The organism is Bartonella quintana, assembly GCF_009936175.1.
Lineage (GTDB): Bacteria > Pseudomonadota > Alphaproteobacteria > Rhizobiales > Rhizobiaceae > Bartonella > Bartonella quintana.
The window spans coordinates 755,782-781,612 of record NZ_AP019773.1; the positions used below are offsets into that span (position 1 = coordinate 755,782).

The following is a 25,831-nucleotide window of genomic DNA, read 5'->3' on the forward strand; positions in this document are numbered from 1 at the left end:
ATTAGATGTCTAGATTGGAAGCAAAAGTAGAATTTTCTTGTATGAATCGAAATCGTGCTTCTGATTTCGTTCCCATTAAGCTTTCTACTGTATGTTTAGTTTCTTGCATTTCTGCTATATCAATAGAAACGCGTAGCAGTGTACGTTTTTGAGGATGCATAGTCGTTTCTTTAAGCTGTTCAGCGCGCATTTCTCCAAGTCCTTTAAAACGTCCAATTTCGATTTTAGCTTTTCCGGTAAATTCAGTTTTTAGCAATTCATTCTTATGGGTGTCGTCACGTGCATAAGCGACTTTTCCCCCTTGCGATATTCTGTAAAGGGGAGGGACAGCAAGGTATAAATGTCCTTGACGAATAAGATCCGGCATTTCTTGAAAAAAGAAGGTAATAAGGAGTGAGGCAATATGAGCACCATCAACATCCGCATCTGTCATAATAATAATACGTTCATATCTGAGATCTTTTTCGCGATAATTAGAGCGCGTTCCACATCCAAGAGCAAGTATAAGATCACCAATTGTTTGGCTTGAGTTCATTTTCTCGTGTGCAGCACTGGCTACATTTAAGATTTTTCCACGAAGAGGTAAAATTGCTTGGTTTGCTCTGTTGCGTGCTTGTTTAGCGGAACCACCAGCCGAGTCACCTTCAACAATAAATAATTCCGCACCAGCAGCACAGTTTTGGCTACAATCTGCCAGTTTACCGGGGAGACGTAATTTACGTACAGCAGTTTTTCGGTTTATTTCTCTGTCTTGGCGTCGTCTGATGCGTTCTTCAGCACGCTCAATAACCCAATCAAGAAGTTTTGTTGATTCTTGTGGAGAATTTGTCAGCCAATGGTCGAAAGGATCGCGTATTGCATTCTCAACGATACGCTGTGCTTCGATTGTTGCTAATCGATCTTTGGTTTGTCCAACAAATTCAGGATTTTTGATGAAAACTGAAAGTATTGCAGCCGTTGAAATCATAACATCATCGGATGTAATAACAGCAGCACGCTTGTTGCCTATTAACTCAGCATAGGATTTCAATCCGCGCAAAAGAGCTTGACGCAGTCCTATTTCGTGTGTTCCTCCTTCTCTGGTAGGAATCGTATTGCAGTAAGACTGTACGTAAGGATTGCCACCATGCCAAGCAATAGCCCATTCAACTGAGCTATGATCATTATAGTGTTTTGTTTTGCCAGAAAAAATTTCCGATGTTACCCGATATTCATCTTTCAGTGACGAGAGTAAATAATCTTTAAGTCCATCAGGGAAGTGGAAAACAGCTTTTTCGGGAATATTCTTTGTTCCTTCAAGTATGACAGGATCGCAATTCCAACGAATTTTTACACCGCCAAAAAGATAGGCCTTGGAGCGCGCCATCTCATAAATTTTTTCTGGATCAAAAGCTGCTTTTTCGCCAAAAATTTCGCTATCAGGATGAAACCGAACGCGTGTACCACGACGATTATAAACATAACCCAAATCTTCCAACCTAGATTGAGGAATACCACGTGAGAAGCGTTGTCGGTAAAGTTTTCGTTCTCGTGCTACTTCAACTTCCATATCATCAGAAAGAGCATTGACGACAGAAATTCCTACTCCGTGTAACCCACCAGCAGTTTGATAAGCTTTTCCATCAAATTTTCCACCTGAATGGAGTTGCGTCATAATGACTTCAAGAGTAGATTTGTCCAACATTTGAGGATGATTTTCAACAGGAATGCCGCGTCCATTATCTGTAACAGTTAAATAACCGTTTTTCTCTAAGGACACGTCAATTAAGTCTGCATAACCAGCCACCGCTTCATCCATGGCATTGTCAATAATTTCAGCAAACAAATGATGCAGTGCCTTACTGTCTGTTCCACCAATATACATTCCAGGGCGTAAACGTACGGGCTCTAAGCCCTTAAGCACGCGAATAGAGAGGGCATTATAGTTATCTTCTTGCGTATCTTTTTTCGAAGTCATTGCTTCTGAGCTCATTGAAGGCTTCAGATTTTTTTCTTTTGTGTTTATCTGAGATTGAGCCTTATTTAAAATACTAAAAAGATCTTTGTTTTTATCGCTCATGGCGTTTGATTATCTACCTCATTAAAATAAAATCTTAATAAAAATAAATTTTATGCCTGTTTTTTATTTAAAAATCAATGCACTTAAGAAACATCAATTGTTGGACCAAAAATTTGTTCAAATGCTTGTTTCAGAGCAATATCAATATCGTGCATTGTTACAGAGAAACCTAGATCAAGAAAGCTGGTTACACCGTGCTCTGTGATTCCACAGGGAACAATCCCTGAATAATGCGCTAGATTAGGATTAACATTGATGGAAACGCCATGAAAGCTGACCCATTTGCGTACACGGATTCCAATAGCTGCGATTTTATCTTCGGGAGAGAAACCGCTTTGTGTGAATGGGTAATTGGGTCGTTTAACCCAGACACCAACCCGATCTTCGCGGCGTTCGCCTTTAATATTAAATTTTGCAAGCGTCTGTATGATCCATTCTTCTAATGCACCAATAAAGGCACGGATGTCTTGTCTTCGGCGTTTAAGATCAAGCATAATATAAGCAATACGTTGCCCTGGACCATGATATGTAAATTCACCACCACGGCCTGCCTCATAAACTGGGAATAAATGAGGTGCTAAAAGGTCTTTTTTCTTCGCACTTGTGCCAGCTGTATAAAGGGAAGGATGTTCAAGAAGCCAAACCTGTTCAGGCGCATTTTGTGCAAAAATGTTTTCTACATGCTCTTGCATATAATGCAGTGCTTCAGGATACTCGATCAAGTTATTACTTATTTTCCATTCAACAGGTGGATTGCCGGGGATTGTTTTAAAGTGATGTAGTAAGTGATTACGATCAGGACGTTTCAATTCAAATGGCATGAGTAATATTTATTTTGGTATTCGCAGTTTGTGTTGTAGTTAGTAAACGTAATTGCAGAGTAAGATATGAAATTGTTTATTAAAATTGAGATAATATGATAATGAATTTTAATCTTAAGAAAATTCGCTACGCCCAACAATTTACGCTCATTTTACCATCTTCCTGTCGCACCACCCCCACCGGATGATCCACCGCCACCCCTGAATCTCCCTCCTCTTGAATGACTACCAAAGATTCCACTAAAGCGTTTGCCGCTAGCACTTAAGTTTAAAAACCAAGGTGTAAAGACGATACCCATCCAGAGATATCTTTGTGGGCCTATTTTTTTCCCAAAAATCATTGCAAGAATGGGCAAACCAACCATTATAAAAAGAACTAAAAATATGATTACATTGGTGACCATTTCTTCTTTTTTAGCTTGTTTACGTTTTTCTTCAATATTTTTATTTTTCTCATTGATTCTAAAAGAAAAATAAGAGTTATTTTCTGTAATGACTTTGATAATTGCATTAACTGCTTCGACAATGCCTTTTTGATAGTTTCCTTCACGAAAATTGGGAAGAATGAAGGTATTAATGATGACTGCAGAAGTGGCGTCTGTTAGTGTGCCTTCCAAACCATACCCCACTTCAATACGTACTATGCGTTCATTTGGTGCAATTAATAGCAATACACCGTTATTGATCTTTTTTTGACCTAATTTCCATGTGCGGAAAAGAGAATTACTGTATGTTTCTATATCAATTCCTGAAAGGGTAGGGAGAGTAACAATAACAATTTGATCTCCAGTTTTTTCTTCGAGAACAGCTAATTGTTTTGTTAAATTTTCCTTTGTTGTATTATCGAGCAAATGAGCCACATCGTTAACATAGCCAGTTAAGGGAGAAAATTTTGTTTGTGAACAAGCAACATTTCCCAATGCAGCAACCAAATACAGAAAGCCCATAAAAGCACATAAAGATGGAAAAACATTGTGTTGCGTAAAATATCGAAAGGATTTCATCAATTAAAATTGATCTTTGGTGTTTGTTCGCTATTGGTATCGATAGTAAATGTTGGCATAGGTTTTGCATCGCGAAACCATAATTTTGCCCAAAGCATTGTTGGCATTGTCTTTAGGCTAGTATTATATATACGGACTGATTCGATATAATCACGGCGAGCAAGAGAGATACGGTTTTCAGTTCCTTCTAATTGTGATTGAAGAGCGAGAAAATTCTGATTTGCTTTGAGATCAGGATAATTTTCAACAACAGCCATAAGACGCGAAAGTGCGCTTGATAAATTTGCTTGATTTTTGAGATATTGCTGCATTATTTGTGGCTCAGTTAACATATCGGCATTAATATTTACTTGCGCTACCTTTGCACGTGCTTCGACAACATTTGTAAAAACAGCTTGTTCGTGGGATGTGTAAGCTTTGACAGTTTCTACGAGATTGGGAATGAGATCTGCACGACGTTGATATTGATTCAATACTTCGCTCCATGTTGCACGTACTTTTTCTTCATTCGTTGGTATCGTATTAAACTCGCAGCCACTTAAAGATGGTATTAAAAATGCTAAGAAAATAGCAATTAAGAATCGTCTTAACATTTTAATTACAGGATAAGAAAGTCTAATTGAAGCAGTTCGTACATTTAACATAAATATATCTCCGCAGCTATTTTATGTGTAATATAGGATGTATCTTTTCGATGAAAAGTACTGTGAATTTTATAAAAAACATTTGATGAAAAAAACGTGTCTTTATGAGTTTCTATTGTGTTTAAGTGATTGGTTAATATTAAAATAATAACTTATATTGTGTAAATATTAAGTGTCAATTATGCTTGAACAGGTTAAGCTCTTCCTGCCTTTTGATTAAGAAATCACTTATGTTTTAGAGATAACAATAGGAGAAAAAGTTTTGGATGAGCTTAGAGGATTCTGGAGATAAAAATTTGAAAATCTTACCCTAACAGTTAAAAAATATAAGTGCCCAAGTTGGTTCGGGGGCAAAATCCAAGCCTATTTACCACAATTTGCGGGTACTTAATCATGCAAATTTCCCTGTAAAAGAGCAAAGAGACAAAGACCTTGCCGTTCATCATCATCAAAATGTTATGGTGTATGTCCATAGCGCGCGTGATCCTGCTATGACCGGTCATGCCGGTCAGTCATGTTTTGCAATGGGCTCAAGCTAATGCATTGTATGGGGGAACAGAATGACTGCCATTCCCAAAACCATTCAAAGAGCCAAGTCCGTTTAGATGATCCGTTGGATTAATGATATACCTACAGTGCACTGATACGTGAAGCCGTGCTGATCACCAATATTAGCAAAAATCACGATTATATTAGTCGCTCTGGTCAATCACAACGCATTCGCTATTCAATCAGTCTTTTGCCGTTTTTTGATGGGGGGAAACTGCAAGAACGATATCAAGAGGGACAATACCCATGAAGATACCAGCAAAGCACCTTTTTGTAGAGCTAAAGGATATGAGCCTAGATCTCATCTGTTCTTAACATGCGATGGCTGTTTTAGCAGACTGTGCAATTGTAGTGAATGCAGAAAAAGGCATTGAATCTGTATCACAACGGCTATTCTTTAATGCTACTACAGATTGTTACTCTAACGAACTCCTTTAATATGATATCATAAAGCAAGAAATAGAGTCATTAAGAGGTTGTACTCTGCACATGCATCACTTTGATAGAGCAATAGGTATTCTAGGGGGTATTGGCACCTTTGATCTTAGGATTATTGTGGAATCAACATCAATTAGAAACTAAGATAACGGGGACACCTTCGAATGGGAAAAAGTAAGAGAGGCAATATGGACGTCTTTCACGTCTAAGACTTAGTATTATACATAAGAACATAGTAAGATTAATATCTCACATGATTCTAGTTTATTTGAATCCGGATCAGAATCCACACTTTAATGCGTGTTTTAATTGACTATTTTTATAACTAATTGTTATGAATGAACAAATCATAAAAAGCAAATCATGATGCAAATACTATGATGCATATAAGCATTCAAAAGCAGCTATCATCATAACAGTTCATAATATTTTTTTATCATAAACTCGATAATCACTGTTAAATGTCATTGTTTGAAATTGTCGATAACATAAATTGCATATATTTTAAAATTACATCTCGTTTTAAAAGATTGGATTGTTAGCCGCATTTAAAAACAAAATTTTCTGTCACCAAAATGGAGGAGAACAAAATCTACGTCTGTTATAGCTATCTTAATCACACTATGTAAGGGATTAATCGTTTAAAACTGTTATAAGCTTATAGGTTTTAATTCATTGAATAGTGGGAAAGGTTGCATTTACAGGCATGCCAAGATCCGCAGCAATTTGAACCCTTGGTTACAGTCAACAAATGCTGCTGGAAAACCGTTTGTTCGCAAAGGCATGAGTATTATCGAATAAGAAAGCAGAAAAGATTCTTGATGAAGAAACAATTTGAGAAAGCCGTTGAACAAGCTGTCAAGGTTTCCTTAACCGATGAACAATTCGCGACGTTAGTGTCCTTTTGCTATAAGGTTGGAACAAAAGCCAAAAGCCTTTTGCGATTCTACCCTATTTAAAAAGCTCAATAACGGGGATTATGATTCTGTTCTGGCGGAATTACAGAGATGGACCAAAGCAGGAGGTAGACGTTTTCAAGGTCTTGCGAACCGTTGAGCAGCAGAAGCAGGTTTATGAGCAAGAGGGGCTTATATTTTTTCCAATACGCAAACAGTGTAAACAGAAGAGTTTACAGGTCTTTTTAAAATAAAAGGCTCTAGCGCCGATTATAGGTTCCTGTTCTGGTTTAGGTGGTCTTTTGGCAGGAATGGTCCAGTTTAATAAGGCATTAGCTGTCGTTATGGTTTTGGCAGCTTGTACAGGTATTGCCGATTGTCTTCAAACGCTTCTTTCAGGAAGCGTTTATGATCTGGTGGATAAAAAGAAATCTGATGATAACAGGTGCAGCTTTGGCCATTTTTTAAATGGCTTTAGCAAAATATATTCAAAAACAGAACAAACAGGGTGAACACTTGTTTGGTTGGGTCAATAATCAGAAAACGAAGTAATCAAAAGAAAGATCTCACAGAAACAGAACAACAGCTGCTTCACAAGGATGATTAAAACCTACAAAGGCGTGAAAATGATGTCTTGTTGTGTGAAGCGGATAGCATTCATCATCTTTATGTTTTGTTATCAATTTTGCTCGCCTTATGGACGTACTGGACAATATCTTCTTACATCTAAAAGTGGCTAACAAGAATTAGATACAGCAAACCTCTCCTTCAAAATAGCGAAAAAATACCTAAAAAAGAAGTTCTGATTCGCAATAATTGAGGAAAATCTCAAAAAATTTTTTAGAATCACAAGAATATTTCTTCTTCTAACAGAAACTTTGTTTAAATGCTTCTGTCATTTGGTAAAATTACGCAAACTTCGCATTGATTGGGCTGAATGTCTTCTAGATATGTCTTCTAAATTGGGTGTGTTGATAACGTTTTTATCTTCTGTAGAGATTGGGAAAAAGTGTGTACATTTGGAATGGAAGACAAGATCATAGAGCTGTACGATTTAGGTCAAGAGACAGCAGCACTATTGAGAAAAGAAGCAGATGCTTATCATAAGGATTACCATAAAGCCTTCAGATTCATTGAGCTGTAAAATAATTTTTGGCATGTTTGTTAGAAATTTGCAGTATTTTTCACAACAGAACTTAGCAAAATTCAAACAATTTCTAGAAAAAGCTAGCAAAAAAGAACGCGCTTTGTAAAGCTAGGTTTGAAAATTCTATTGCCCGCTTTTATTTAGGCATCCCTCATGTTTAAAAACGCTAACAAAAATAACAGGTTATGCATAATAAAAGAACATGGTGCCCCCAGAGAGACTCGAACTCCCGACCCCCTGATTACAAATCAGGTGCTCTACCAACTGAGCTATAAGGGCATAATCACATAGGGAGTAGCACAAACTCACAAAAAGGAAAACAGAAAATTATCAGTTTTTGTGCATGTTTTTAAAAACCTATATTATAAAATAATCAGCTTCTTTATTTTTTTATCATCTTTGACAGAAATGTTGGTACTTCATAGAAGCTTTTGTGAGAGAGCTTACCACTTTCATTATGAGATCACGAATCAGGAGCGGGCGATTGATGAGAAAGATATTTTTCTAGCCAATGAATATTATAATTACCTTCTGCAATATCTTGGTTGTTAATGAGATCGCGAAAAAGAGGTAATGTGGTTTTGATTCCATCGACAACAAATTCATCTAAAGCACGTCGTAAACGCATCATACATTCTAAACGCGTACGTCCATGAACAATCAACTTTCCAATCATGCTATCATAATAAGGCGGAATACGGTAACCTGAATAAGCACCTGAATCAACGCGAATTCCTAAACCTCCAGGTGTATGAAAATGTGTAATGGTTCCTGGTGATGGTGTAAAGTTACTAGGATCTTCTGCATTAATACGACATTCAATAGCGTGCCCAGAGAAGCAGACATCGTCTTGTGTAACTGAAAGTTTACAGCCTGATGCAATATGAATTTGTTCATGGACTAAATCTATGCCTGTAATCGCTTCAGTTACAGGATGCTCAACTTGTAAGCGCGTATTCATCTCAATAAAATAAAATTCGCCATTTTCATAAAGAAACTCAACGGTACCTGCTCCACGATATCCAAGTTGTGCACAAGCATTTGCAACAATATCGCCAATTTTTTTCCGTTCAGTTTCATTAAGTGCAGGTGAAGTTGCTTCTTCCCATATTTTTTGATGACGGCGTTGCAGTGAACAATCACGTTCTCCTAAATGGACAGCATTCCCCGTTCCATCACCTATAACTTGAATTTCAATATGGCGTGGCTTTTCTAGGTATTTTTCGATATAAACTGAATCATCACTAAAAGCTGCCGCTGCTTCTGAACGTGTTGTTTCGAGAGCTATAGCAAATTCCTTTTCAGAACGAACGACTTTCATACCGCGTCCACCACCGCCGGCAGAGGCTTTAATAATAACGGGATAACCAATTTCACTGGCGGTACGCAGAGCCTCTGCTTCTTCAGTGACAGCTCCATCTGAACCAGGTACTACAGGAATTCCAAGTTTTTTGGCAGTTTTTTTTGCTTCAATTTTGTTGCCCATGATTCGAATATGCCCAGCTGTAGGACCGATAAATGTAATATCATGGGCTTCTAGAACATCTGCAAATTTTGCATTCTCAGAAAGAAAGCCATAGCCAGGATGAACAGCATCAGCTCCTGTGATTTCACATGCAGCAATAATTTGTTGAATACTCAAATAAGAATCGCGCGCTGGAGGAGGGCCAATACAGACACTTTCATCAGCAAGACGAACATGCATTGCATCAGCATCAGCAGTTGAGTGAATGGCTACGGTTTTAATTCCAAGCTCTTTGCAGGCTCGCAGAACACGAAGGGCAATTTCTCCCCGATTAGCAATGAGGATTTTTTGAATCATAGCTGCTCCTCGTTTTATTCAACAACAATAAGTGGTTCGCCAAACTCAACAGGTTGGCCATCTTTAACAAAAATATTGGTCACTGTACCTGAGCGTGGTGATGGAATTTGATTCATCGTTTTCATTGCTTCAATGATAAGTAACGTTTGTCCTTCAGAAACATTTTGCCCTACTTCTACAAAAGACTGTGCACCTGGTGAAGGTGCAAGATAGGCGGTACCGACCATTGGAGATGTTATCGCGTTCTTTGATTTATCTTCTTGTGTCGGAGCTTCAGTTGTTGGGGAGGGGGGAGAAGCCACAGTGACAGTAGGAGTGGAAAGGGGAGCATAGATTGTTTGTTCGGAAGCGGCTGAGATGTTTTGACGTGATACACAAATACGAAGCCCACCCTGTTCAAGTTCAATATTGGTTAAATTTGTATCATTCAAAATTTCAGCAAGGTCGCGGATAATTTTCGTATCAATTGCGGTCTGTTTTGCCGCATCCGTTTTTTTTGTCGCCATTTTATTTTTAACTCCTTGATCAATGAAGACCGTCATTGTTTAATTCTTATGACTGAATATCTCTAGACTACGGATGACCTTTGTTGAGGATTCTATTAAAAAATATTTACTTTTTTCAAAATTATATTTTATAATTTTAAACTAGTTTTTGCTACGCAAGGTTGTACTTATAAGCTTGTTGTCAAAAAAGAGAAAGCATAAAATCACCTCATTTAGGGTATTTTTCACAAAGGTGATAAAGTAAAGGAGAAATGTTCACTGAATATTTTCTATAACTTCTTTTAGGATTTCTCGACCACTGCTCCGATGAGAACTTTATCACCGATGGATATAAGAAGGCGTTCCCGTAATATTAAGTGTAGAGGCAATTTGAATATTTTTTAAAGGCGTTTTGCAGGTTAAGATCTTTTATTGTTTTGTGCAGTTTTTTTCATTTGCTCCTAATGCAAATTTTATTTTTATAGCTTTTGCTTCGTTTGCACGGCTACGATGCGGTAAAAGCCTTTTATAAACTGAGGATATTTCTCTGGAAATTGTTGTCGAAAAGCATAGGCAACAAATATGTGCTGTCATAGAATCAGATCTCCAAACTGGTAAATCTTTGATAATAACCCCCTAGATCTGGGTATTTTTTATTAAGTTTTCTGTATGAATAGGAAGTTTTACAAACTCTACAATTGTAATCAAAAAAATCAATAAACGCTTTTTTACCATTTGGATTTCCTAAAACAGCATCATGAAGGGACTGAAAATTTTTTTAATGAGTTAATAATTGAAACTTGTTTTTAGTTTTTTTGCTTGCTTTGCTTTTCTGGCTTTTCCTTGAAGGATAAGCTGCATTTCAATCATAATTTCTGGATTAGTAAGTAAACAATCTTTTACAGTCTTTTGAATATCTTGATCATCGATATGTGATGTAATCTTTTCTCTAGGCTTAGACAAAAAAGTGGAATCTTTCAGAAATTGTATTTTAAGGTTCCCTAAGCCCGAATAATCTGGTGTTTTTTCACTTGATTTTGTATTTGATAGAAAAAGTGAACAAATCAAAATACCTAAAATATAATTGTTGCTGAAAACTTTGCAATCAGTGTTGTTTTTTGAGGATTGAGTCTGATGGGATCTTTCTAGGACTTTATATTTTTTTATGACGCTGATTAAACTAACTAAACTATATAAAAGTATCGTAAAGGGTGTGAATATTCTGATGCAAGAGTAGATGATGCGCATTTGGTAATTGCGAATGCTCGTGATGCAGAAAAATGGGGGGCTTCTATAAAAGTAGGGACAGAAGTTAGAAGTTGTGTCTTTAAAGAGAGAAGAAAAAAATGGCTTGTGTTTCTTCGAGATAAGTTAAGTGGCAAAAAATTGCGTTACGGCTTCTTATGTTGTGAATATGATGGGTCCTTGGATTAATCATCTTTTGGAAAACGTATTAGACTGGAAAGACATTCACCAGTACAACTTGTCAGAGGGTTCTCATATTTGGGTTCCCAAGCTTTATGCCCATGACCGTGCTTATGTTTTTCAAAATGGTGATGGGTGTATTATATTTTCTATTCCATATCAGGAAGAATTCACATTGCTTGGTACAACAATATTGTGAATATTAGGGGGGGGATCTTGCTGATGTTCATATTACGGATACAGAGATTTACTAATATTTGCACAGTAGCAAATGAATATTTCGTACAACCGGTATTGCATGAGAACATTGTTTGGACTTACTCTGGTGTTCGTCCGCTCTATGATGATGGAGCTTCAAAAGCGCAAAAAATCACGCGTGATTACGTTTTGAAAGAAATGGGGACAGAAAGTGCGCCACGGATTCTTAATTTAAGATTACAACTTATCGTAAATTGGCTGAAGATGCTATGAAATTTGTTGAAAAAGCGCTTTGGTAAAAAGGGAGCCCCGTGGACAGCCAATTCCATGCTTCCGGGAGGTGATTTTCCATATAACAAGCTGGCTACAATCGAAAATGAGATCGCTTTTTTGATTCCAGATTTAGATGCTTTTCATACCGCAGGTTTTCCTGACCTTATGGTTGCGAAGCACCAATGAGGTTTGCAAATGGTAAGGCAGATAAAGGGAAGAGTTTTGGACATAGATTTTATGAAGTAGAAGTAAAGTGGCTCATGGAAAAGGAATGGGCTAAAACGTGTGACGATGTACTATGCGTTGTTCAAAACTTCAACTTTTATTTAATAAGAAAGAAGTTAATGCTCTTTCTGCCTATATGCAAAGAAAAAAGGAGATTGAACAAAGTTTATGATGATGCAGTCTTTACAGAGTTTATAGTATCTTATTGTGGAATCTATTCGCACATTAAATTAAAAAAACGCTGAGGGAAAACAAGCCATAATAGGATGAATCGTGTAGCGGCTTTAGTCTATTTTCAATCAAATTAGAAATAGATACTAGATTGAATAAGGTTGATGTAACAGTTAAAGGATGGGATGAGTGGAGAGGAACACCATTCATAGAGATTATTCTTTATAAATTATATTTAGTACTTTATAAAACTGATTGAATAATCCATATATCCAAAAAATATTTTTGTTAGACACAGTATATTTGTTTTTGCTTTCTTGATTTTGAAAAAATTTAAGTCAATTGGTAGAGAGCATTTTTGCACTTTCAATTGATGGTAAAAAAAATTTCTGTAAAGTAGAAAAAAGTGAATATTTATATATATAAGTGGAAACTCTTAATGAAAATAGAAGAGTAATGCTCTTATGATATTTTACAGTGCTCCATCACCAGTAAAATTTGCAGTAGCGCCAATGTTGGGCTGGACAGATCAGCATTGCAGATTTTTTCATCGCCTTTTAACAAAAAAGGCACTGCTTTATACCGAAATGATCGTCGCAGATGCTGTAATCCATGGTGTTCGGAAACGAGTGTTGGCTTTGAATCATAAAGAACATCCAATTGCGTTGCAATTAGGGGGATCAGATCCGCAAAAATTAGCAGAGGCTGCACGAATTGCAGAAGATTTTGGTTATGATGAGATAAATCTCAATGTTGGTTGTCCATCAAATCGCGTTCAATCCGGCGCATTTGGTGCTTGTTTAATGTTACAACCCGACATTGTAGCAAATGCGGTGGAAGCAATAAAACAAGTGGTTACGCTCTCTGTAACTATCAAATGTCGGATTGGTGTGGACGAGCAGGATGAAGAATTAGCTTTAGACTTTTTAGCTGAAAAAGTTTGGAATGCTGGGTGTGACGCACTCTGGGTACATGCACGCAAAGCATGGTTAAAAGGATTAAGTCCAAAGGAGAACCGCGATATCCCTCCAATTAATTATGAAAGAGTTTATAAATTAAAGCGTAAATATTATAATAAGTTCATTGGAATAAATGGTGAAATTAAATCACTTGATGAAATCAAAGAGCATTTAACTTTGTGTGATGCTGCCATGGTTGGTCGACAGATTTATCATAACCCAACTTTGTTAAAGCATATTGATTCTGAAATATATGGTGAGCCACAAAGTAATCTTAATGATATTGATCTTATTGAATCCATGTGTGATTATGCTGCTCAACATATTGCATCAGGAGGGCTGCTTTCTCATGTGACACGTCATATGATTGGTTTATTTAATGGCCGAAATGGTGCACGCCGATGGCGGCAAATATTATCAAATAATGCAAGTAGAAGAGATGCAGATGTGCACGTTATAAAGGAAGCTTTTTCTGCTCTTATTTAGCAACAGTTTGATCAGATCAACAGATATCAAAATTTAGATTTACTAAAGTTTTGCTTGTTCGGGAAAATTTTGAAGCAATCCAGACTGATGAATTTTAGAAAACTGCTGCCTTTATCATGAAAAGAATGCCTTAAGTGCTTTTTAAAAATTGTGCAGAAATTTCATTAAGTTATCGAATTTTATCGGATGAGTGGAGCTATTGATTATTTATTGCGTGTTGTTATTCCCAATATTAAAGCTTATGATCATTTTTACAAAAAATTATATGCTGAATCAACTTTCACTCAATATAGAAATAGATCAAAGTATTAAGAATTTTATTGATGTATAAAATCAATAAAAAAAGTTTCTTAGCGTACAAATTTCGTTAAGAATGTTTAATGTGTTTAGAGGGATTCTTTAAAAAAACAAAAAATTATTCATATCTTGTTTATATGATAAGATTCTCATTATACATTATAGATTTGAAAAGATGTCTTTTTTCATGACAGTCAGGCCGTTTGATGATTCTCGTGTTTTATTCACAAATTTACCTGTTGCTGATGGATTTCCTCTAATTTTGGCAAAAAACGTCAAGCTAGTTTAACAAATGAACAAGAAGCGCTAGAAAAGTTAGGAGAGATAGCGGTTTGCTATGCAGGATGGAGAGATACAAAAAAGCCTATCGTAACGCGACCCTTGGTTGCCATTTTTTCCAGGAATCATGGCATTACAAATGAAAATATTATACCATTTCCGCGATCTATGACAAAAAAGATGGTACAAAATTTTGCAGCGGGTGGTGGGTTGTTATCAATCAAATTTGCATAGCTTATAATCTTGGATTGAAGAATTTGATTTAGCATTAGAATATCCAATAATGAATCTTACCAAAGATTCAGCAATGGATGAGCACAGTGCAGCTGCTACAATGGCATTTGGAATGGAATCCATCACTGGTAGAATAGATCTTTTGTGTATCGGTGAAATGGGAAGTTGGAAATACGATGATAGCTTTAGCTTTATGGTTAGCGTTGTTTGGTGGGGAAGTTGAGGAATGGACAGGGGTTAGCATGAGGTATGAGAAGAAATTTTATCAGCGTATAAAATAGTTGAATAAAGAAAGCTGTTTCTTTACATAAGAAATGCCATTGTCTAGGAGGACCTGAAATTGCCGCTATGGTAGCTGCCACTTAGTTGCGAGAATCTGATTATTTTGGATGGTTTTGTGGCAACAGCAGCAGCAATACTTTATAAATGAATCCAAGAGTTCTTGATCATAAACTTATTGGACAAAGGTCCTCGGAGCCAGCACACCGCAATCTTTTAGAAAAAATTAACAAAGAACCGCTCCTAGATCTGGGGATAAATCTTGGCCAAAGGACCGGCACGGCACGGCTGGTATTGTTAAGGTTGCTGTTTTAACACATGCCACAAATGACAGTATTCAAACAAGAAGACTTGATCGTTAAAAAAATGACAGCGTGATTATAAAGATTAAAAAAAATCTTTAAGAATTTTGTTCACTTGTTTTTTCGTGCAGTTTTATATCGTTAAGTGGTAGTTTCGTTGTGCATTTAATCTGTTCCATCGCGAAAGAAGATGAAACGTCACGTATATCAACTTTTTAGCAATTAATCTTTTGTAAAAAAAATCATAAATCTCAATATTGGGAACGATGACACGTAATAAATAGTCAATATCTCCACTTATCTGATAAAATTCGATCACTTCACGAAATTTTTGAACAATTTTTGAAAAGCATTTAAGCCATTCGTGGCTATGTGTGTTCGAACAAATAGAAACAAAAACAGTGACATATGCATTTACTTTTTCTGCAGAAAGAACAGCAACACGACGTTCAATAACACCATCTTCTTTAAGTTTTTGAATTCTGCACCAACAAAGAGTGGTGGAAAGTCTAACTCTTGATATCAGTGACAAATAGTGTCGCATTTTCTTGCAAAAGATGCAAAATTTTTCGATCAAGGCGAAAGGCGATCGATGTTTTTTCTCAATCTTCAATTTATAAAAATTTGCGCACTAAACTACGTAGGTACACAATAAGCTCATCATTAAACCATGGATTTTTTTGTAACCAAGCAGTGTTTCGCCATGATGGATGGGGCAAAGGCATGACGTTATAGCCTCGAGGTTGACGTATGGAAAGAATGTTTTTCCAATCACTGACGGTTGCTGAGACAGTTTTATGTTTCAGTTCTGCAATATGCCATTTTTGCGCATAACTTCCAATAGCAAGAACAAGTTTTATTTGTGGCATAGCTTGAAATACCTTTTCATGCCATATTTCGGAACACTCACGCCTTGGCGGTAAATCAGATTTATTTTTATCATAACCTGGAAAACAAAATCCCATAGGAACAATAGCAAAGAGAGATCTATTATAAAATTCATCACTCGTTACGTTGAGCCAGTTACGCAATCTTTCGCCAGAACAATCATTAAAAGGAATAGAACTTTCATGGACACGCAATCCTGGCGCTTGACCTGCAATTGCAATCGAAGCGGTATCGGATAAATAAACCACAGGTCTTGGCTCATGTGGAAGGGGAGGAAGGTAATGTGGATGCTTGATACAAACACGACAGGAATAAATTTTTTTCTCAAGTTTGATAATTTGATTACACTGTTGTTTTTTCATCGGCAAATGGGAAATTAAAGAATGCTCTCTAAAAAAGAAAATATTTTCTTTATTCTGTTCGAGGATGTGCTTTTCGCCATTTTTTTGGGTATTGAAAATTTGATTGCCATATTCCTTTTTTTTTCTTTTTGGCTTCTTGTTCTTCTTTAGGATAGTCATAGTAACTTATAGCCCAACCATTCTGTACAATTGTTGCGTTAATGTTGCTGACTTGCTTTGTTTTACATGTCGCGAGAATGCGATGATATTTATCTTTTTTGTATAAATGACATGTAACAGGTTGGTTTTCTATGAGTTGTTCTAAATATTTTTTTGCCTCAAGCCCACATGGATAGCGTGTTTTCTTTGTACCACAAAATTGATGAAGCTCAGGAGCATCAATCCCTGCAAGTCGGATCATAACAGAGGAGACCATGATTGAATCACCATCAATAATCAATGCATTCCCCTTGATAGGTACTTTAGAAATAAAAGATGCCTTCTGAGGATGTTTTTGAATGTAAACTGCTACAACGATAAGAATGATAACAACCATAAAAATACTGGAACAGATAACCTTTAGGTTAAAACTGCTTAGAATTGAGAATTTTTTTTTCATGAAATCAAAAAACTGCGATCACAATACGCTTAATTTAGAGAAGATTGACCGATAGCTTTTGCAGAAAATTTTCATTATTTCAATAAAAATGAGCCTATTACCCAATATTAATGAGGAAATTTTTGTGCATTTAATTCACTTCATATCTTGGTTACAAAGAAAATTAAATCAGATTCAACACAATATCGTGGGTATACCCACACTCAAGACACAGAAAAGCAATTAAAAGAATAAATCACTGCCCCCTTTAAATGTATAGCATTCTGATATAAAATACCAAAAATGGATACACGTCGCTTTATTTTTTCATCACAAAGCAAAAACCCTTAAAAAGGGACTTTAAGAATGAATACAAATTCTCTCTGCTTTTTATTGCAGCAATTATAAGTTATAATAGGGGAAATCAATTATTTAATTTTTGTTTCTTTAAATTCAACGTGTCTTTTTACAACTGGATCATATTTACGTTTGCTCATTTTATTTGTCATTGTACGGCTGTTTTTCTTCGTTACATAGAAAAAACCAGTATCTGCAGTCGACAAAAGCTTGATCTTAATGGTTGCTGCCTTAGCCATAATTTAAGAGTCCTATTTATACTGAAAACCACATTATTTTGCTATTAAAGCCTATTCTTGATGCAATCAGATTTTCCAGCGAACACTACGGATATTCCAAAAAAAGTCAAGAGCTGATTAATTTTCTCATACGTTGAACAAACATCGGAATGATATATAAATTAGAAAAACAAGCCATTGCAGTTGAAAAACAATTGGTTTAAAATATCCATGATTTGGCCGATAATGGTTACCCCGATGAGTGTCTCCCATAGCAAAAGATAAAAGCAGAAATGCCAGTAGCAAGCGCGTGCTGTTTAAGGGCATGCCATTACCTGTGCAAGTTCGACTTTAAAAGGGCCAGCAGAGACGCTAACGAGGAGAAAGAAGATAAGAATCAGAATCCATAGCTGTTCGATTATCATGATATTATAAAAACTCCAATAAAGCCTAAGATAGCCTATTCATAAGGGGATAGCGCTGATTTTTGGACATCACTATAAACAAATACTGCTATTGTTGAGGTGGAAACGTGGGAAATATAGAGATAGCGTATGTTGGTTCTCTTTAAATTTTTGGCTTAACTCCTAAACCGCCAAAATTGTTATGATAGCAAATACAATAAAGATGCAGCCAGTAGCAAAAGCTATAAATCCTTGTAGTCTTTATTTTGCCAGCAATGTTGGACTTATCTCAAATTCCAATCCTTGTATAAGAGCATAAAATGGGAAGCAGCAAACCCACATTTTTTAAATATACGCAACTGTTAATCTAAAATTCTGACAAGATAAGCGGAATTGTTATGGTAAAATATTAAATAAACCAAACCCATATTGATTGAAAAAATAGATTCTAAAAAGCTTAAAGAACCAATAGCTATCATAAGCAAAGATGGCTACAAATAATTATAGTGATTTCACCAACCGTAACGCTATAACCAATAGCAGCATTAAAACATTCTTCTCAGTTATTTCATAGAAAAAACAAACTCTTTTGCCATTCACAATCCTGTTGCAATTCACAAGGATGGCTTAATTGTACCTTTTTTCATAAAGCTCATGAAAAGTTAAGTTAGATGTAGTTAAGTTAGATGTAAGAGAAAGATAAATCTGCCCATTGCAAATTTTCTAATCCCTTTAATATTTGAAGTTCTTCTAGATTTTTATACAGTAGCTATTAATCAAGAATAAAGTATATCATTCCATATAATGAAGAAAAGGGTGTTTGCATATTTTAAATAATACAATGCACTATACCGTAAATAACCTTTCAATTTAAAATTAAGTGTTAAAAAAGTAATTATCTCCCTCAAAATTTTTTTATAATAAAATGAAAACTGTTGTGATGATTTTAATTTTTATACAATTTTTTTATTTTTATCTAAAGTTTATTCCTTTCATAAGAGGACGCTTTCGTTTTTTTTCTATAAATTTGTTTTTATAGTAGGATGCAGATGAAAAAGTTATTGGACGAGGCTTTGTTAAAAGCTCGAAGCATAAAGCACCAGCAAAAGGCTGTACTTTTATAAGCTTCACCTCTACTAGATCACTCAGTTGATAGCCTTTATGGTTACGCTTTCCTATAAGGATATGTTGTGCTTCATCAAAATGATAATAATCATTTTTAAGTGTAGAAATAGGCACGAAACCATCAGTGTTAAGTTTTTCAAGCGAGATAAAAAGACCTGCTTTTGTAACTCCAGAAACGCGACCTGTAAAGGTACGTCCAATTTTGTTCGTTAAATAGTGTGCAACAAGCCGATCAATGGTTTCTCTTTCAGCCATCATTGCTCGGCGTTCATATAAAGAAATTTGTGTGGCAATTTCTGCAAGATTTTGCTCTTGTGAATCTGTTAATTGATCATTCCCAAGTTTCAGGACTTTAATAAGCGCTCGATGAATAATAAGATCAGCATAACGACGGATCGGTGATGTAAAGTGTGTATAGTTATGCAGATTCAAACCAAAATGTCCGATATTTTGGGGATTATATTCTGCTTGAGATTGTGAGCGCAAAATAACTTGGTTAACCAGTTCTTGTTGTTGAGTATGGGCAACTTTTGCCAAAATACTATTCAGATGTGCTGATGTAAGTTCTGATCCTCGGGAAAGTGATATTCCCAAACTCTGAAGAAAGCTCCGCAGTATTTCTTGTTTTGCAAGAGAGGGCTTATCATGAATACGGTAAATAAGGGGCTGATGATGTTCTTTTAGGGTTTCAGAAGCTGCAATATTAGCTTGTATCATGAATTCTTCAATCAAAAGATGTGCTTCTAGTTGTGTTTGTATCACAACATCTTCTATACATCCTTTTTGATCAAGAATAATCTTTTTTTCTGTTATTTCCAATTCCAGCGGTTTTCGGCGATTACGCGCAGTTTTAAGACACCCATAAGCTTCCCACAATGGCTGTAAGACGCTTTTGAAAAAAGGTGCTACTTTTTCATTTATATTTCCGTCAATTGCTAACTGTACTTCTTGGTAAGAGAGTTTAGCTCTTACACGCATCATAACACGGTGAAAACTATGTTTTCGTTTATTACCATTTGCATCAAAAATCATACGAACTGCTAAAGCCGGTCTTTCTTTTCCTTCACGCAGAGAACATAAATTATTAGAAATGCGTTCTGGGAGCATTGGCACAACGTAATCGGGAAAATAAACAGAATTTCCCCGCTTTAATGCTTCTTGATCTAAAGCGCTTCCTGTTTTGACATAATAAGAAACGTCTGCGATTGCAACGACAATAATCCAACCGCCACTATTTGCAGGGTCTTTATCCTTTGTTGCATAAACTGCATCATCGTGATCTTTTGCATCTGGTGGATCAATTGTAATGAATGGCATTTGCCGCCAATCTTCACGATTAAATATGCTGGCAGGTTTTGCATTTTTCGCTTCCTCAAGAACATCTTCAGGAAAAATATAAGGAATTCCTTTCGAAAGAAGAGCAATCATTGAGAGTGCTTTTTCACTGTCAATGCGTCCTAAAACATTCTTTATTTGTGCACTCTTCAATCCATAACCAATATTTTTTTTAATTTCAACTTCAACAAAATCGCCAGATTCTACGTTGATTTCTGAAGATGTATCAATAATTAGTTCATTATTTTTGCGTTCTACAGGGTCAAGGTACCATTGGCCATTTTCTAATTTTCGTACAACACCAAACGTGCTTTTGGGTGACATACCAACTTTACGAATAATTTTTCCTGTATAAGAATCACTTTGAGGGGCTTTATTTCGAAAGATTTTTACAAGAATATAGTCTCCAACACTAACGCTTAATCCTTTTATACGATGAAACGGAAGTATTTTAATATTTGGTTTTGAATCATTTTCCCATTCAAGAGGCTGTGCAATAAAACTACCATCTTTATCATGTTTGCTAATTTTTACGACAGTAGTCGTTGGTAACTTTCCTTTATTTATTGCTTTTTTACGCTGTTTGGATATTAAGCTCTGATCTTTCAGATCACGTAATATATCTCTTAACCAAATACAAGAATCGCTTTTTAAATTAAAAGCTTTGACGATTTCATATTTACTTGATCGGTCAGGATTTTCATTAATAAAAGAAAGAATCTCTGCCTTGTCAGGTAGTTTTTTCATATTGAATGATTGGAAATATTTTGTTTTTTTTCCACCTTTAGCCAAAATTTATGTCTCTTTTCTTTTGGAAGAAGCTTTTTTCGCGGTTGTTTTTTTACTAGATGCTTTATCCGATATAAGTTCTAATGCTTCTGAAAGTTTTACACTAATTGGATCTTTATCTTTGGGCAATGTTGCATTAATTTTGCCCCAATTAACATATGGGCCATAACGTCCATTGCGTATGGTGACAGTTCCTCCATCTGGATGGTCCCCTAATGTTGCTAGCGCTGCTGCAGTTTTTGTTCTGTTTCGCTTTGTTTTGTTTTCTTGTTTTTCGGCAAGCACTGTAACAGCGCGATTGATGCCAATATCAAAAATTTCATCTGTATGGAGAAGGGGAGCATATTTTCCATCATGTGCGAGGTAAGGACCATAGCGGCCAATTGTAGCGGTGATTATTTTGCCTGTTTCAGGATGAATGCCAATTTCACGTGGCAAGGATATTAAAGCTAAAGCTTTATCAAGAGTCATCTTTTCTGTTTGCCATTCTTTTGGTAACCCTATACGTTTAGCTTCTTTCTGTTCACCAACTTGAATATATGGTCCAAAGCGGCCATTGCGAAGAGAGACATCTTTTCCTGTTTTAGGATCGATACCAAGCATAACAGGTTCATCATTACGCATGACTTCGTTCTCTTCTCCTGGATCTGTGCCAAGTTGGCGTGTATATTTACATTCGGGATAATTAGAACAGCCAACAAATGCACCATAACGACCGAGTTTTAATGATAATTGTCCACTCGAACAAAGAGGACAGGAACGAACATTGTTTCCATCCTCACGCTCAGGAAAGATTAAAGGTGCTAGTGTTATGTTTAAAACATCAAGGACATTCGTTATACGCAATTCTTGGATATTGGTAATAGACGCATTAAACCCATCCCAAAAATTGCGCAATACGTCTTTCCAGGAAAGTTTTCCATCCGATATAAGATCCAGTTTTTCCTCAAGATCTGCTGTGAAACCATATTCGACATAGCGATTGAAGAAATTTTCAAGAAAGGCTGTAACGATACGTCCCTTAACATCAGGGATAAGCTTTCGTTTGTCAATTATAATATATCCACGATCAGACAATGTAGCTAATGTGGATGCATAGGTTGACGGACGACCTATTCCTAACTCTTCAAGCTTTTTAATTAATGAAGCTTCAGAATAACGGGGAGGTGGTTCTGTACTATGTTGTATGGCTTCAACTTTTTCTTTTGTCAGCGTTTCACCAGTATTAATTTGTGGCAGATGTGTTATTTTATTTTCTTCACTGTTTTCTTCATCTCGTTGATCAGTGTAGACAGAAATAAAGCCATCAAAACGAATAACAGAACCTATCGCGCGTAGATTCGCGTGGTTTTCTCCTTGCTGTGCTTCAATTTCAACAGTTGTACGTTCAATTTCAGCAGAACGCATTTGACTGGCAATGGCGCGCTTCCATATAAGCTCATAGAGTTTTACCTGATCACTATCGAGAAAATTACGTACTTGATTGGGGATACGTTGAAAATCTGTTGGCCGGATGGCTTCATGCGCTTCCTGTGTATTTTTTGCTTTTGTTGAATAAAAACGTGGTTTTTCAGGAACATAATCACTGCCAAAGGATTCATGAATCACTTTTCGCGCTGAATCAATGGCTTCTGGCGCTATTTGCACACCATCGGTACGCATATAGGTAATAAGCCCTGCCATTTCACCATTAATTTCAACCCCTTCATAGAGCTTCTGAGCAATCTGCATGGTGCGAGAAGCTGAAAAACCTAATTTTGAAGAAGCCGCTTGCTGTAAAGTGGATGTTGTAAACGGAGGAAAAGGATTTCTCTTTGTAGGCTTTGCTTCAACACTGAGTGTATGATATTTTGCGCTCTCCAACATAAGGCGAATCTGATCTGCTTGTTCTTGAGATTGAATATCAAGTTTGCCGATCTTTTTGTGATTAAACATTGTTAGTCTTGCTTGAAAACCTTCATTTCGGATGGTTTTCAAGTCCGTTGTAATCGACCAATAATCTTCTTTGATAAAATGTTCTATTTCTGATTCACGATCACAAATAATACGCAAAGCAACCGATTGAACGCGACCAGCCGAGCGTGCCCCGGGGAGTTTACGCCATAAAACAGGTGAGAGTGTAAAACCAACAAGATAATCCAGAGCACGACGTGCAAGGTAGGCATCTACAAGTGATGTATCGATATCACGTGGATTATTCATCGCATCAAGTACAGACTTTTTGGTAATTGCATTGAACACAACCCGTTTAACAGGTTTATCCTTTAAAACTTTTTTTTGACGAAGAATATCTAAAATATGCCATGAAATAGCTTCCCCTTCACGATCAGGGTCTGTTGCTAAGATAAGGCTATCAGCTTCTTTAACTGCTTTTGCTATTTCATTCAAACGCTTAGAGGCCGCAGAATCTACATCCCATTTCATAGAAAAATCTTGATCAGGTAGGACCGAGCCATCTTTTGCAGGCAAATCACGAACATGTCCAAATGATGCCAGGACTTTGTATTGAGATCCAAGATATTTATTAATTGTTTTTGCTTTTGCTGGAGATTCAACGATAACGATATTCATAATTTTACCCGAATGTTGAAATAAAAAACTTTTTTATAAACGCCTTTCTCAGGAATAGCCAATGGCAATTGCTTAAGAACACATAAAAAACATTAATATTATACAACTTGTGATTGTTATTGTTAAAATATACCCTATATGGAATTACAAGGTTTATTTTCCACGGTTAATACAAAAACATAAGACGAAATACTAAAGTAACGTCTATTGAGAGGTGGGGAGAATACTCAAGGATAGAAGATTATGTTTATAAATCATTTAAAAGTTATCCAATATATTACAGATATGTCAAAACAGATGAACCAGATGGCGCGTCAAGCTCGGAGCCCTCTTTTAGCTTTACTTTTGGATATGGTAGCCAAAGAAGGGCAAAGCATTATTAATAGTGCCGAGGCTCTTGGAGAAGATTCAAACTCGACAATGACACATAACCACCAGAGTGTCGAATAAGTTTTCCAGCAAGTTCGAGTTCAACCAATAAAAGGTAGAGGTTCTGTAGGGGAACACCTGAATGGGTGCTCAGTGTATCTAAATCAATGGGTGTCGTTGAAAGGGCGGAAAGGAGAGCCGCACGTTCTGAATCATCTCCAATTGAAGAGGAGCTGTTGGTTTCTCTATTAGATAAACTAAAACTTTCCTTTTTAATTTGAGGAGAGGCCGATTCTTCGAAGAAATTGAGTTGAGAATTAACGGCAGTTGGGATTAATGGTGTAAGTGTTTCTATGATGTCAGAGGGATGTGTGGTTAGCAAGGCCCCATCCTTGATAAGGTTGTTTGTACCAACGGATCTTGGGTCAAGTGGAGAGCCGGGAAGTGCAAAAATCAATCGTCCCATTTCGGCAGCTTGATGCGCGGTAATGAGGGAACCTGACCGCAGTGCAGCTTCTACAACTAACAATCCAAGTGATAAACCTGCAATAATGCGGTTTCTTCTTGGAAAATCGATAGCGCGTGGTTTCCAAGAGATAGGCATTTCACTGATAATTGCTCCTCCATGGGTGATAATATCTTCGTGCAGCTTTTTATTTTCAGGGGGATAGATATGATCAACTCCACCGGCCATTACTGCAACTGTGCCGGTTCGTAGACTTGCTTGATGCGCAATGCTGTCAATTCCACGCGCTAATCCAGAAATAATTGTAAAGCCAGCCTCCCCAAGAAAATGAGCAAATTGAGCGGCAAGTTTTTTGCCAGCTGCCGAAGCGTTCCGAGATCCGACAATTCCAACAGAAGGTTTCTGAAGAGCAGAAACATTGCCTTTTATGGCAATAAGCGGCGGTGATGCTTCGATAACCTTAAGAAAGGCTGGATAATCTGGTTCTCCTATACCAACAAACCGAATACCTAATCTTTCAGCTTCTTGCATTTCTCTTTCGGCATCTTCTAACGTTGCTATTCGGAGAGATGTAGAAAGACCACCTTTTCTACTAAGCTCAGGAAGTGCTGCCAGAGCGTTTTCTGCTGTTTTATAATGATCAATGAGATTGCGAAAACTCACTGCCCCAATATTTTCGCTACGCAACAACCGTAACCAGCTTAAACGTTGACGATCAGTGAGCAGGATTCCTTTATTTATCCCTGTTTTGAGTACCAATCTTGCTTTCTTTCCCAATTAATAATCTAGCGATGTTTGCGTGATGTTTTATAATTACGAATATACTCATCATGACCAATATACAATGAGCATAGAGATGAGGATAGGAAAAATAAACAAATATTGGAGTGATAATAACAGCAATGAGTGCGGATAATGAAGAATAACGTGTCAGTATAAAAAACATTATCCATACAATAATGAAAACAATTGCTGCTGGCCAATAATATCCTAAGCATACACCCAGATAGGTTGCAACTCCCTTGCCACCTTTAAATTTAAGCCATATGGGAAAAAGATGTCCCAAGAAAGCAAAAAAACCAACTAAAGAAATAATGATGCTGTTTTCTATCGGATCATTTAAAAATTTTATAACAAGAACAACAACAGTTCCTTTCAATATATCGCAAAGAAGCGTAAGAGTAGCAACTTTTTTATTTCCTGTTCGTAAAACATTTGTAGCTCCAATATTTCCGGAACCAATTGCTCTTACATCGCCAAGTTTGGCTAATCTCGTAAAAAGCAGACCAAACGGAATAGATCCAATGAGATAAGACATCAGAAAGATAGACCATGTATAGAACTGAAAAAGTGTTTCACTTTCATTCATTAAGAATC

At 36.5% G+C, this 25,831-nt stretch carries 20 protein-coding genes, 1 tRNA gene and 7 pseudogenes; 12 read left to right on the top strand and 16 right to left on the bottom strand.

Going from position 1 to position 25,831, the window contains the following annotated elements:
• Position 1: 1 nt before the first annotated feature.
• The 4 genes from parE to MF1_RS02995 all read right to left on the bottom strand — a co-directional run bounded on the left by parE (position 2) and on the right by MF1_RS02995 (position 4,528).
• Positions 2-2,059: a DNA topoisomerase IV subunit B gene (gene parE / locus MF1_RS02980; protein ID WP_161510428.1), complete on the bottom strand. Its 2,058-nt coding sequence runs from the start codon at positions 2,057-2,059 to the stop codon at positions 2-4.
• 83 nt (positions 2,060-2,142) lie between these two features.
• Positions 2,143-2,880: a lipoyl(octanoyl) transferase LipB gene (gene lipB / locus MF1_RS02985; protein WP_011179408.1), complete on the bottom strand. Its 738-nt coding sequence runs from the start codon at positions 2,878-2,880 to the stop codon at positions 2,143-2,145.
• A gap of 152 nt (positions 2,881-3,032) precedes the next feature.
• On the bottom strand, positions 3,033-3,884 hold the full coding sequence (locus MF1_RS02990; RefSeq protein ID WP_161510429.1) for a TPM domain-containing protein: 852 nt from the start codon (positions 3,882-3,884) through the stop codon (positions 3,033-3,035).
• Complete coding sequence (locus tag MF1_RS02995; protein ID WP_161510430.1) at positions 3,884-4,528, bottom strand: LemA family protein; 645 nt, start codon at positions 4,526-4,528, stop codon at positions 3,884-3,886. Before MF1_RS02995 ends, MF1_RS02990 begins: the two co-directional genes overlap by 1 nt.
• Before the next feature lie 377 nt (positions 4,529-4,905).
• Here MF1_RS02995 and MF1_RS03000 point away from each other — a divergent pair, with 377 nt between their 5' ends.
• The 7 genes and pseudogenes from MF1_RS03000 to MF1_RS06815 all read left to right on the top strand — a co-directional run bounded on the left by MF1_RS03000 (position 4,906) and on the right by MF1_RS06815 (position 7,664).
• A complete protein-coding gene (locus MF1_RS03000; protein ID WP_161510431.1) occupies positions 4,906-5,067 on the top strand; it encodes a hypothetical protein in 162 nt (53 codons plus the stop codon).
• Positions 5,068-5,076: 9 nt separating this feature from the next.
• Positions 5,077-5,327, top strand: a pseudogene (locus MF1_RS06795) (phage tail protein); the annotation flags it as partial.
• 922 nt (positions 5,328-6,249) lie between these two features.
• The gene (locus tag MF1_RS07220; RefSeq protein ID WP_434061855.1) at positions 6,250-6,474 is read left to right on the top strand and encodes a glycoside hydrolase family protein; all 225 of its coding nucleotides are present in this window, start codon (positions 6,250-6,252) and stop codon (positions 6,472-6,474) included.
• The gene (locus MF1_RS07225) at positions 6,431-6,571 is read left to right on the top strand and encodes a glycoside hydrolase family protein (protein ID WP_434061856.1); all 141 of its coding nucleotides are present in this window, start codon (positions 6,431-6,433) and stop codon (positions 6,569-6,571) included. Before MF1_RS07220 ends, MF1_RS07225 begins: the two co-directional genes overlap by 44 nt.
• Before the next feature lie 142 nt (positions 6,572-6,713).
• Positions 6,714-6,923, top strand: coding sequence for a hypothetical protein (locus MF1_RS07230; RefSeq protein ID WP_014924102.1), 210 nt, complete (start codon positions 6,714-6,716; stop codon positions 6,921-6,923).
• A gap of 8 nt (positions 6,924-6,931) precedes the next feature.
• A pseudogene (locus MF1_RS06810) lies at positions 6,932-7,159 on the top strand (hypothetical protein); the annotation flags it as partial.
• 138 nt (positions 7,160-7,297) lie between these two features.
• Positions 7,298-7,664, top strand: a pseudogene (locus tag MF1_RS06815) (XRE family transcriptional regulator).
• A 97-nt stretch (positions 7,665-7,761) separates the two neighbouring features.
• Here MF1_RS06815 and MF1_RS03025 read toward each other — a convergent pair.
• The 4 genes from MF1_RS03025 to MF1_RS06820 form a co-directional block, all read right to left on the bottom strand.
• Positions 7,762-7,837, bottom strand: a tRNA-Thr gene (locus MF1_RS03025).
• A gap of 184 nt (positions 7,838-8,021) precedes the next feature.
• Positions 8,022-9,380 (bottom strand): acetyl-CoA carboxylase biotin carboxylase subunit, encoded by a 1,359-nt coding sequence (accC, locus tag MF1_RS03030; RefSeq protein ID WP_014924101.1) that lies wholly within the window; start codon positions 9,378-9,380, stop codon positions 8,022-8,024.
• A 14-nt stretch (positions 9,381-9,394) separates the two neighbouring features.
• The gene (gene accB, locus MF1_RS03035; protein ID WP_042995578.1) at positions 9,395-9,886 is read right to left on the bottom strand and encodes an acetyl-CoA carboxylase biotin carboxyl carrier protein; all 492 of its coding nucleotides are present in this window, start codon (positions 9,884-9,886) and stop codon (positions 9,395-9,397) included.
• Positions 9,887-10,651: 765 nt separating this feature from the next.
• On the bottom strand, positions 10,652-10,933 hold the full coding sequence (locus MF1_RS06820; protein WP_244614194.1) for a hypothetical protein: 282 nt from the start codon (positions 10,931-10,933) through the stop codon (positions 10,652-10,654).
• Positions 10,934-11,062: 129 nt separating this feature from the next.
• Here MF1_RS06820 and glpD point away from each other — a divergent pair.
• From glpD to MF1_RS03060, 4 genes and pseudogenes are all read left to right on the top strand, one after another.
• Positions 11,063-12,158 (top strand): annotated as a pseudogene (gene glpD / locus MF1_RS03045) (glycerol-3-phosphate dehydrogenase); the annotation flags it as partial.
• A 463-nt stretch (positions 12,159-12,621) separates the two neighbouring features.
• Positions 12,622-13,602, top strand: a complete 981-nt coding sequence (dusA, locus tag MF1_RS03050; protein WP_042995382.1) for a tRNA dihydrouridine(20/20a) synthase DusA — start codon at positions 12,622-12,624, stop codon at positions 13,600-13,602.
• A 123-nt stretch (positions 13,603-13,725) separates the two neighbouring features.
• Positions 13,726-13,914, top strand: a pseudogene (locus MF1_RS03055) (Lrp/AsnC ligand binding domain-containing protein); the annotation flags it as partial.
• Positions 13,915-14,086: 172 nt separating this feature from the next.
• Positions 14,087-15,069: pseudogene (locus MF1_RS03060) on the top strand (nicotinate-nucleotide--dimethylbenzimidazole phosphoribosyltransferase).
• Between the two features lie 22 nt (positions 15,070-15,091).
• Here the strand turns inward: MF1_RS03060 and MF1_RS03065 are convergent.
• The 6 genes and pseudogenes from MF1_RS03065 to topA all read right to left on the bottom strand — a co-directional run bounded on the left by MF1_RS03065 (position 15,092) and on the right by topA (position 23,619).
• Positions 15,092-15,583: pseudogene (locus MF1_RS03065) on the bottom strand (Lrp/AsnC family transcriptional regulator).
• 24 nt (positions 15,584-15,607) lie between these two features.
• Positions 15,608-16,243 (bottom strand): uracil-DNA glycosylase family protein, encoded by a 636-nt coding sequence (locus MF1_RS03070; RefSeq protein WP_011179400.1) that lies wholly within the window; start codon positions 16,241-16,243, stop codon positions 15,608-15,610.
• Positions 16,244-16,292: 49 nt separating this feature from the next.
• Positions 16,293-16,841, bottom strand: coding sequence for a thermonuclease family protein (locus MF1_RS03075; RefSeq protein ID WP_174235333.1), 549 nt, complete (start codon positions 16,839-16,841; stop codon positions 16,293-16,295).
• 407 nt (positions 16,842-17,248) lie between these two features.
• Positions 17,249-17,416: a 50S ribosomal protein L33 gene (gene rpmG, locus MF1_RS03080; RefSeq protein WP_011179398.1), complete on the bottom strand. Its 168-nt coding sequence runs from the start codon at positions 17,414-17,416 to the stop codon at positions 17,249-17,251.
• A 1,355-nt stretch (positions 17,417-18,771) separates the two neighbouring features.
• Positions 18,772-21,051, bottom strand: coding sequence for a ribonuclease R (gene rnr, locus MF1_RS03085; protein WP_161510433.1), 2,280 nt, complete (start codon positions 21,049-21,051; stop codon positions 18,772-18,774).
• Between the two features lie 3 nt (positions 21,052-21,054).
• Complete coding sequence (gene topA, locus MF1_RS03090) at positions 21,055-23,619, bottom strand: type I DNA topoisomerase (protein WP_161510434.1); 2,565 nt, start codon at positions 23,617-23,619, stop codon at positions 21,055-21,057.
• Positions 23,620-23,862: 243 nt separating this feature from the next.
• On the opposite strand from topA, the gene MF1_RS06825 reads away from it, so the two are divergent.
• Positions 23,863-24,069, top strand: a complete 207-nt coding sequence (locus tag MF1_RS06825) for a hypothetical protein (protein ID WP_082246551.1) — start codon at positions 23,863-23,865, stop codon at positions 24,067-24,069.
• Here MF1_RS06825 and dprA read toward each other — a convergent pair.
• Positions 23,999-25,213 carry a DNA-processing protein DprA gene (gene dprA / locus MF1_RS03100; protein ID WP_042995380.1) on the bottom strand — a complete coding sequence of 405 codons (1,215 nt, stop codon included), beginning with the start codon at positions 25,211-25,213 and terminating at the stop codon, positions 23,999-24,001. The two genes, MF1_RS06825 and dprA, sit on opposite strands and share 71 nt — an antisense overlap.
• On the bottom strand, positions 25,188-25,823 hold the full coding sequence (gene plsY, locus MF1_RS03105; protein WP_042995379.1) for a glycerol-3-phosphate 1-O-acyltransferase PlsY: 636 nt from the start codon (positions 25,821-25,823) through the stop codon (positions 25,188-25,190). Before plsY ends, dprA begins: the two co-directional genes overlap by 26 nt.
• Between the last annotated feature and the right edge of the window lie 8 nt (positions 25,824-25,831).

What these genes read in the sequence shown, in the direction of transcription:
- parE (WP_161510428.1), bottom strand. Translation starts at nt 2,059, where the DNA reads ATGAGCGATAAAAACAAAGATCTTTTTAGTATTTTAAATAAGGCTCAA.
- lipB (WP_011179408.1), bottom strand. Translation starts at nt 2,880, where the DNA reads ATGCCATTTGAATTGAAACGTCCTGATCGTAATCACTTACTACATCAC.
- MF1_RS02990 (WP_161510429.1), bottom strand. Translation starts at nt 3,884, where the DNA reads ATGAAATCCTTTCGATATTTTACGCAACACAATGTTTTTCCATCTTTA.
- MF1_RS02995 (WP_161510430.1), bottom strand. Translation starts at nt 4,528, where the DNA reads ATGTTAAATGTACGAACTGCTTCAATTAGACTTTCTTATCCTGTAATT.
- accC (WP_014924101.1), bottom strand. Translation starts at nt 9,380, where the DNA reads ATGATTCAAAAAATCCTCATTGCTAATCGGGGAGAAATTGCCCTTCGT.
- accB (WP_042995578.1), bottom strand. Translation starts at nt 9,886, where the DNA reads ATGGCGACAAAAAAAACGGATGCGGCAAAACAGACCGCAATTGATACG.
- dusA (WP_042995382.1), top strand. Translation starts at nt 12,622, where the DNA reads ATGATATTTTACAGTGCTCCATCACCAGTAAAATTTGCAGTAGCGCCA.
- MF1_RS03070 (WP_011179400.1), bottom strand. Translation starts at nt 16,243, where the DNA reads ATGAAAAAACAACAGTGTAATCAAATTATCAAACTTGAGAAAAAAATT.
- MF1_RS03075 (WP_174235333.1), bottom strand. Translation starts at nt 16,841, where the DNA reads ATGAAAAAAAAATTCTCAATTCTAAGCAGTTTTAACCTAAAGGTTATC.
- rpmG (WP_011179398.1), bottom strand. Translation starts at nt 17,416, where the DNA reads ATGGCTAAGGCAGCAACCATTAAGATCAAGCTTTTGTCGACTGCAGAT.
- topA (WP_161510434.1), bottom strand. Translation starts at nt 23,619, where the DNA reads ATGAATATCGTTATCGTTGAATCTCCAGCAAAAGCAAAAACAATTAAT.
- MF1_RS06825 (WP_082246551.1), top strand. Translation starts at nt 23,863, where the DNA reads ATGTTTATAAATCATTTAAAAGTTATCCAATATATTACAGATATGTCA.
- plsY (WP_042995379.1), bottom strand. Translation starts at nt 25,823, where the DNA reads ATGAATGAAAGTGAAACACTTTTTCAGTTCTATACATGGTCTATCTTT.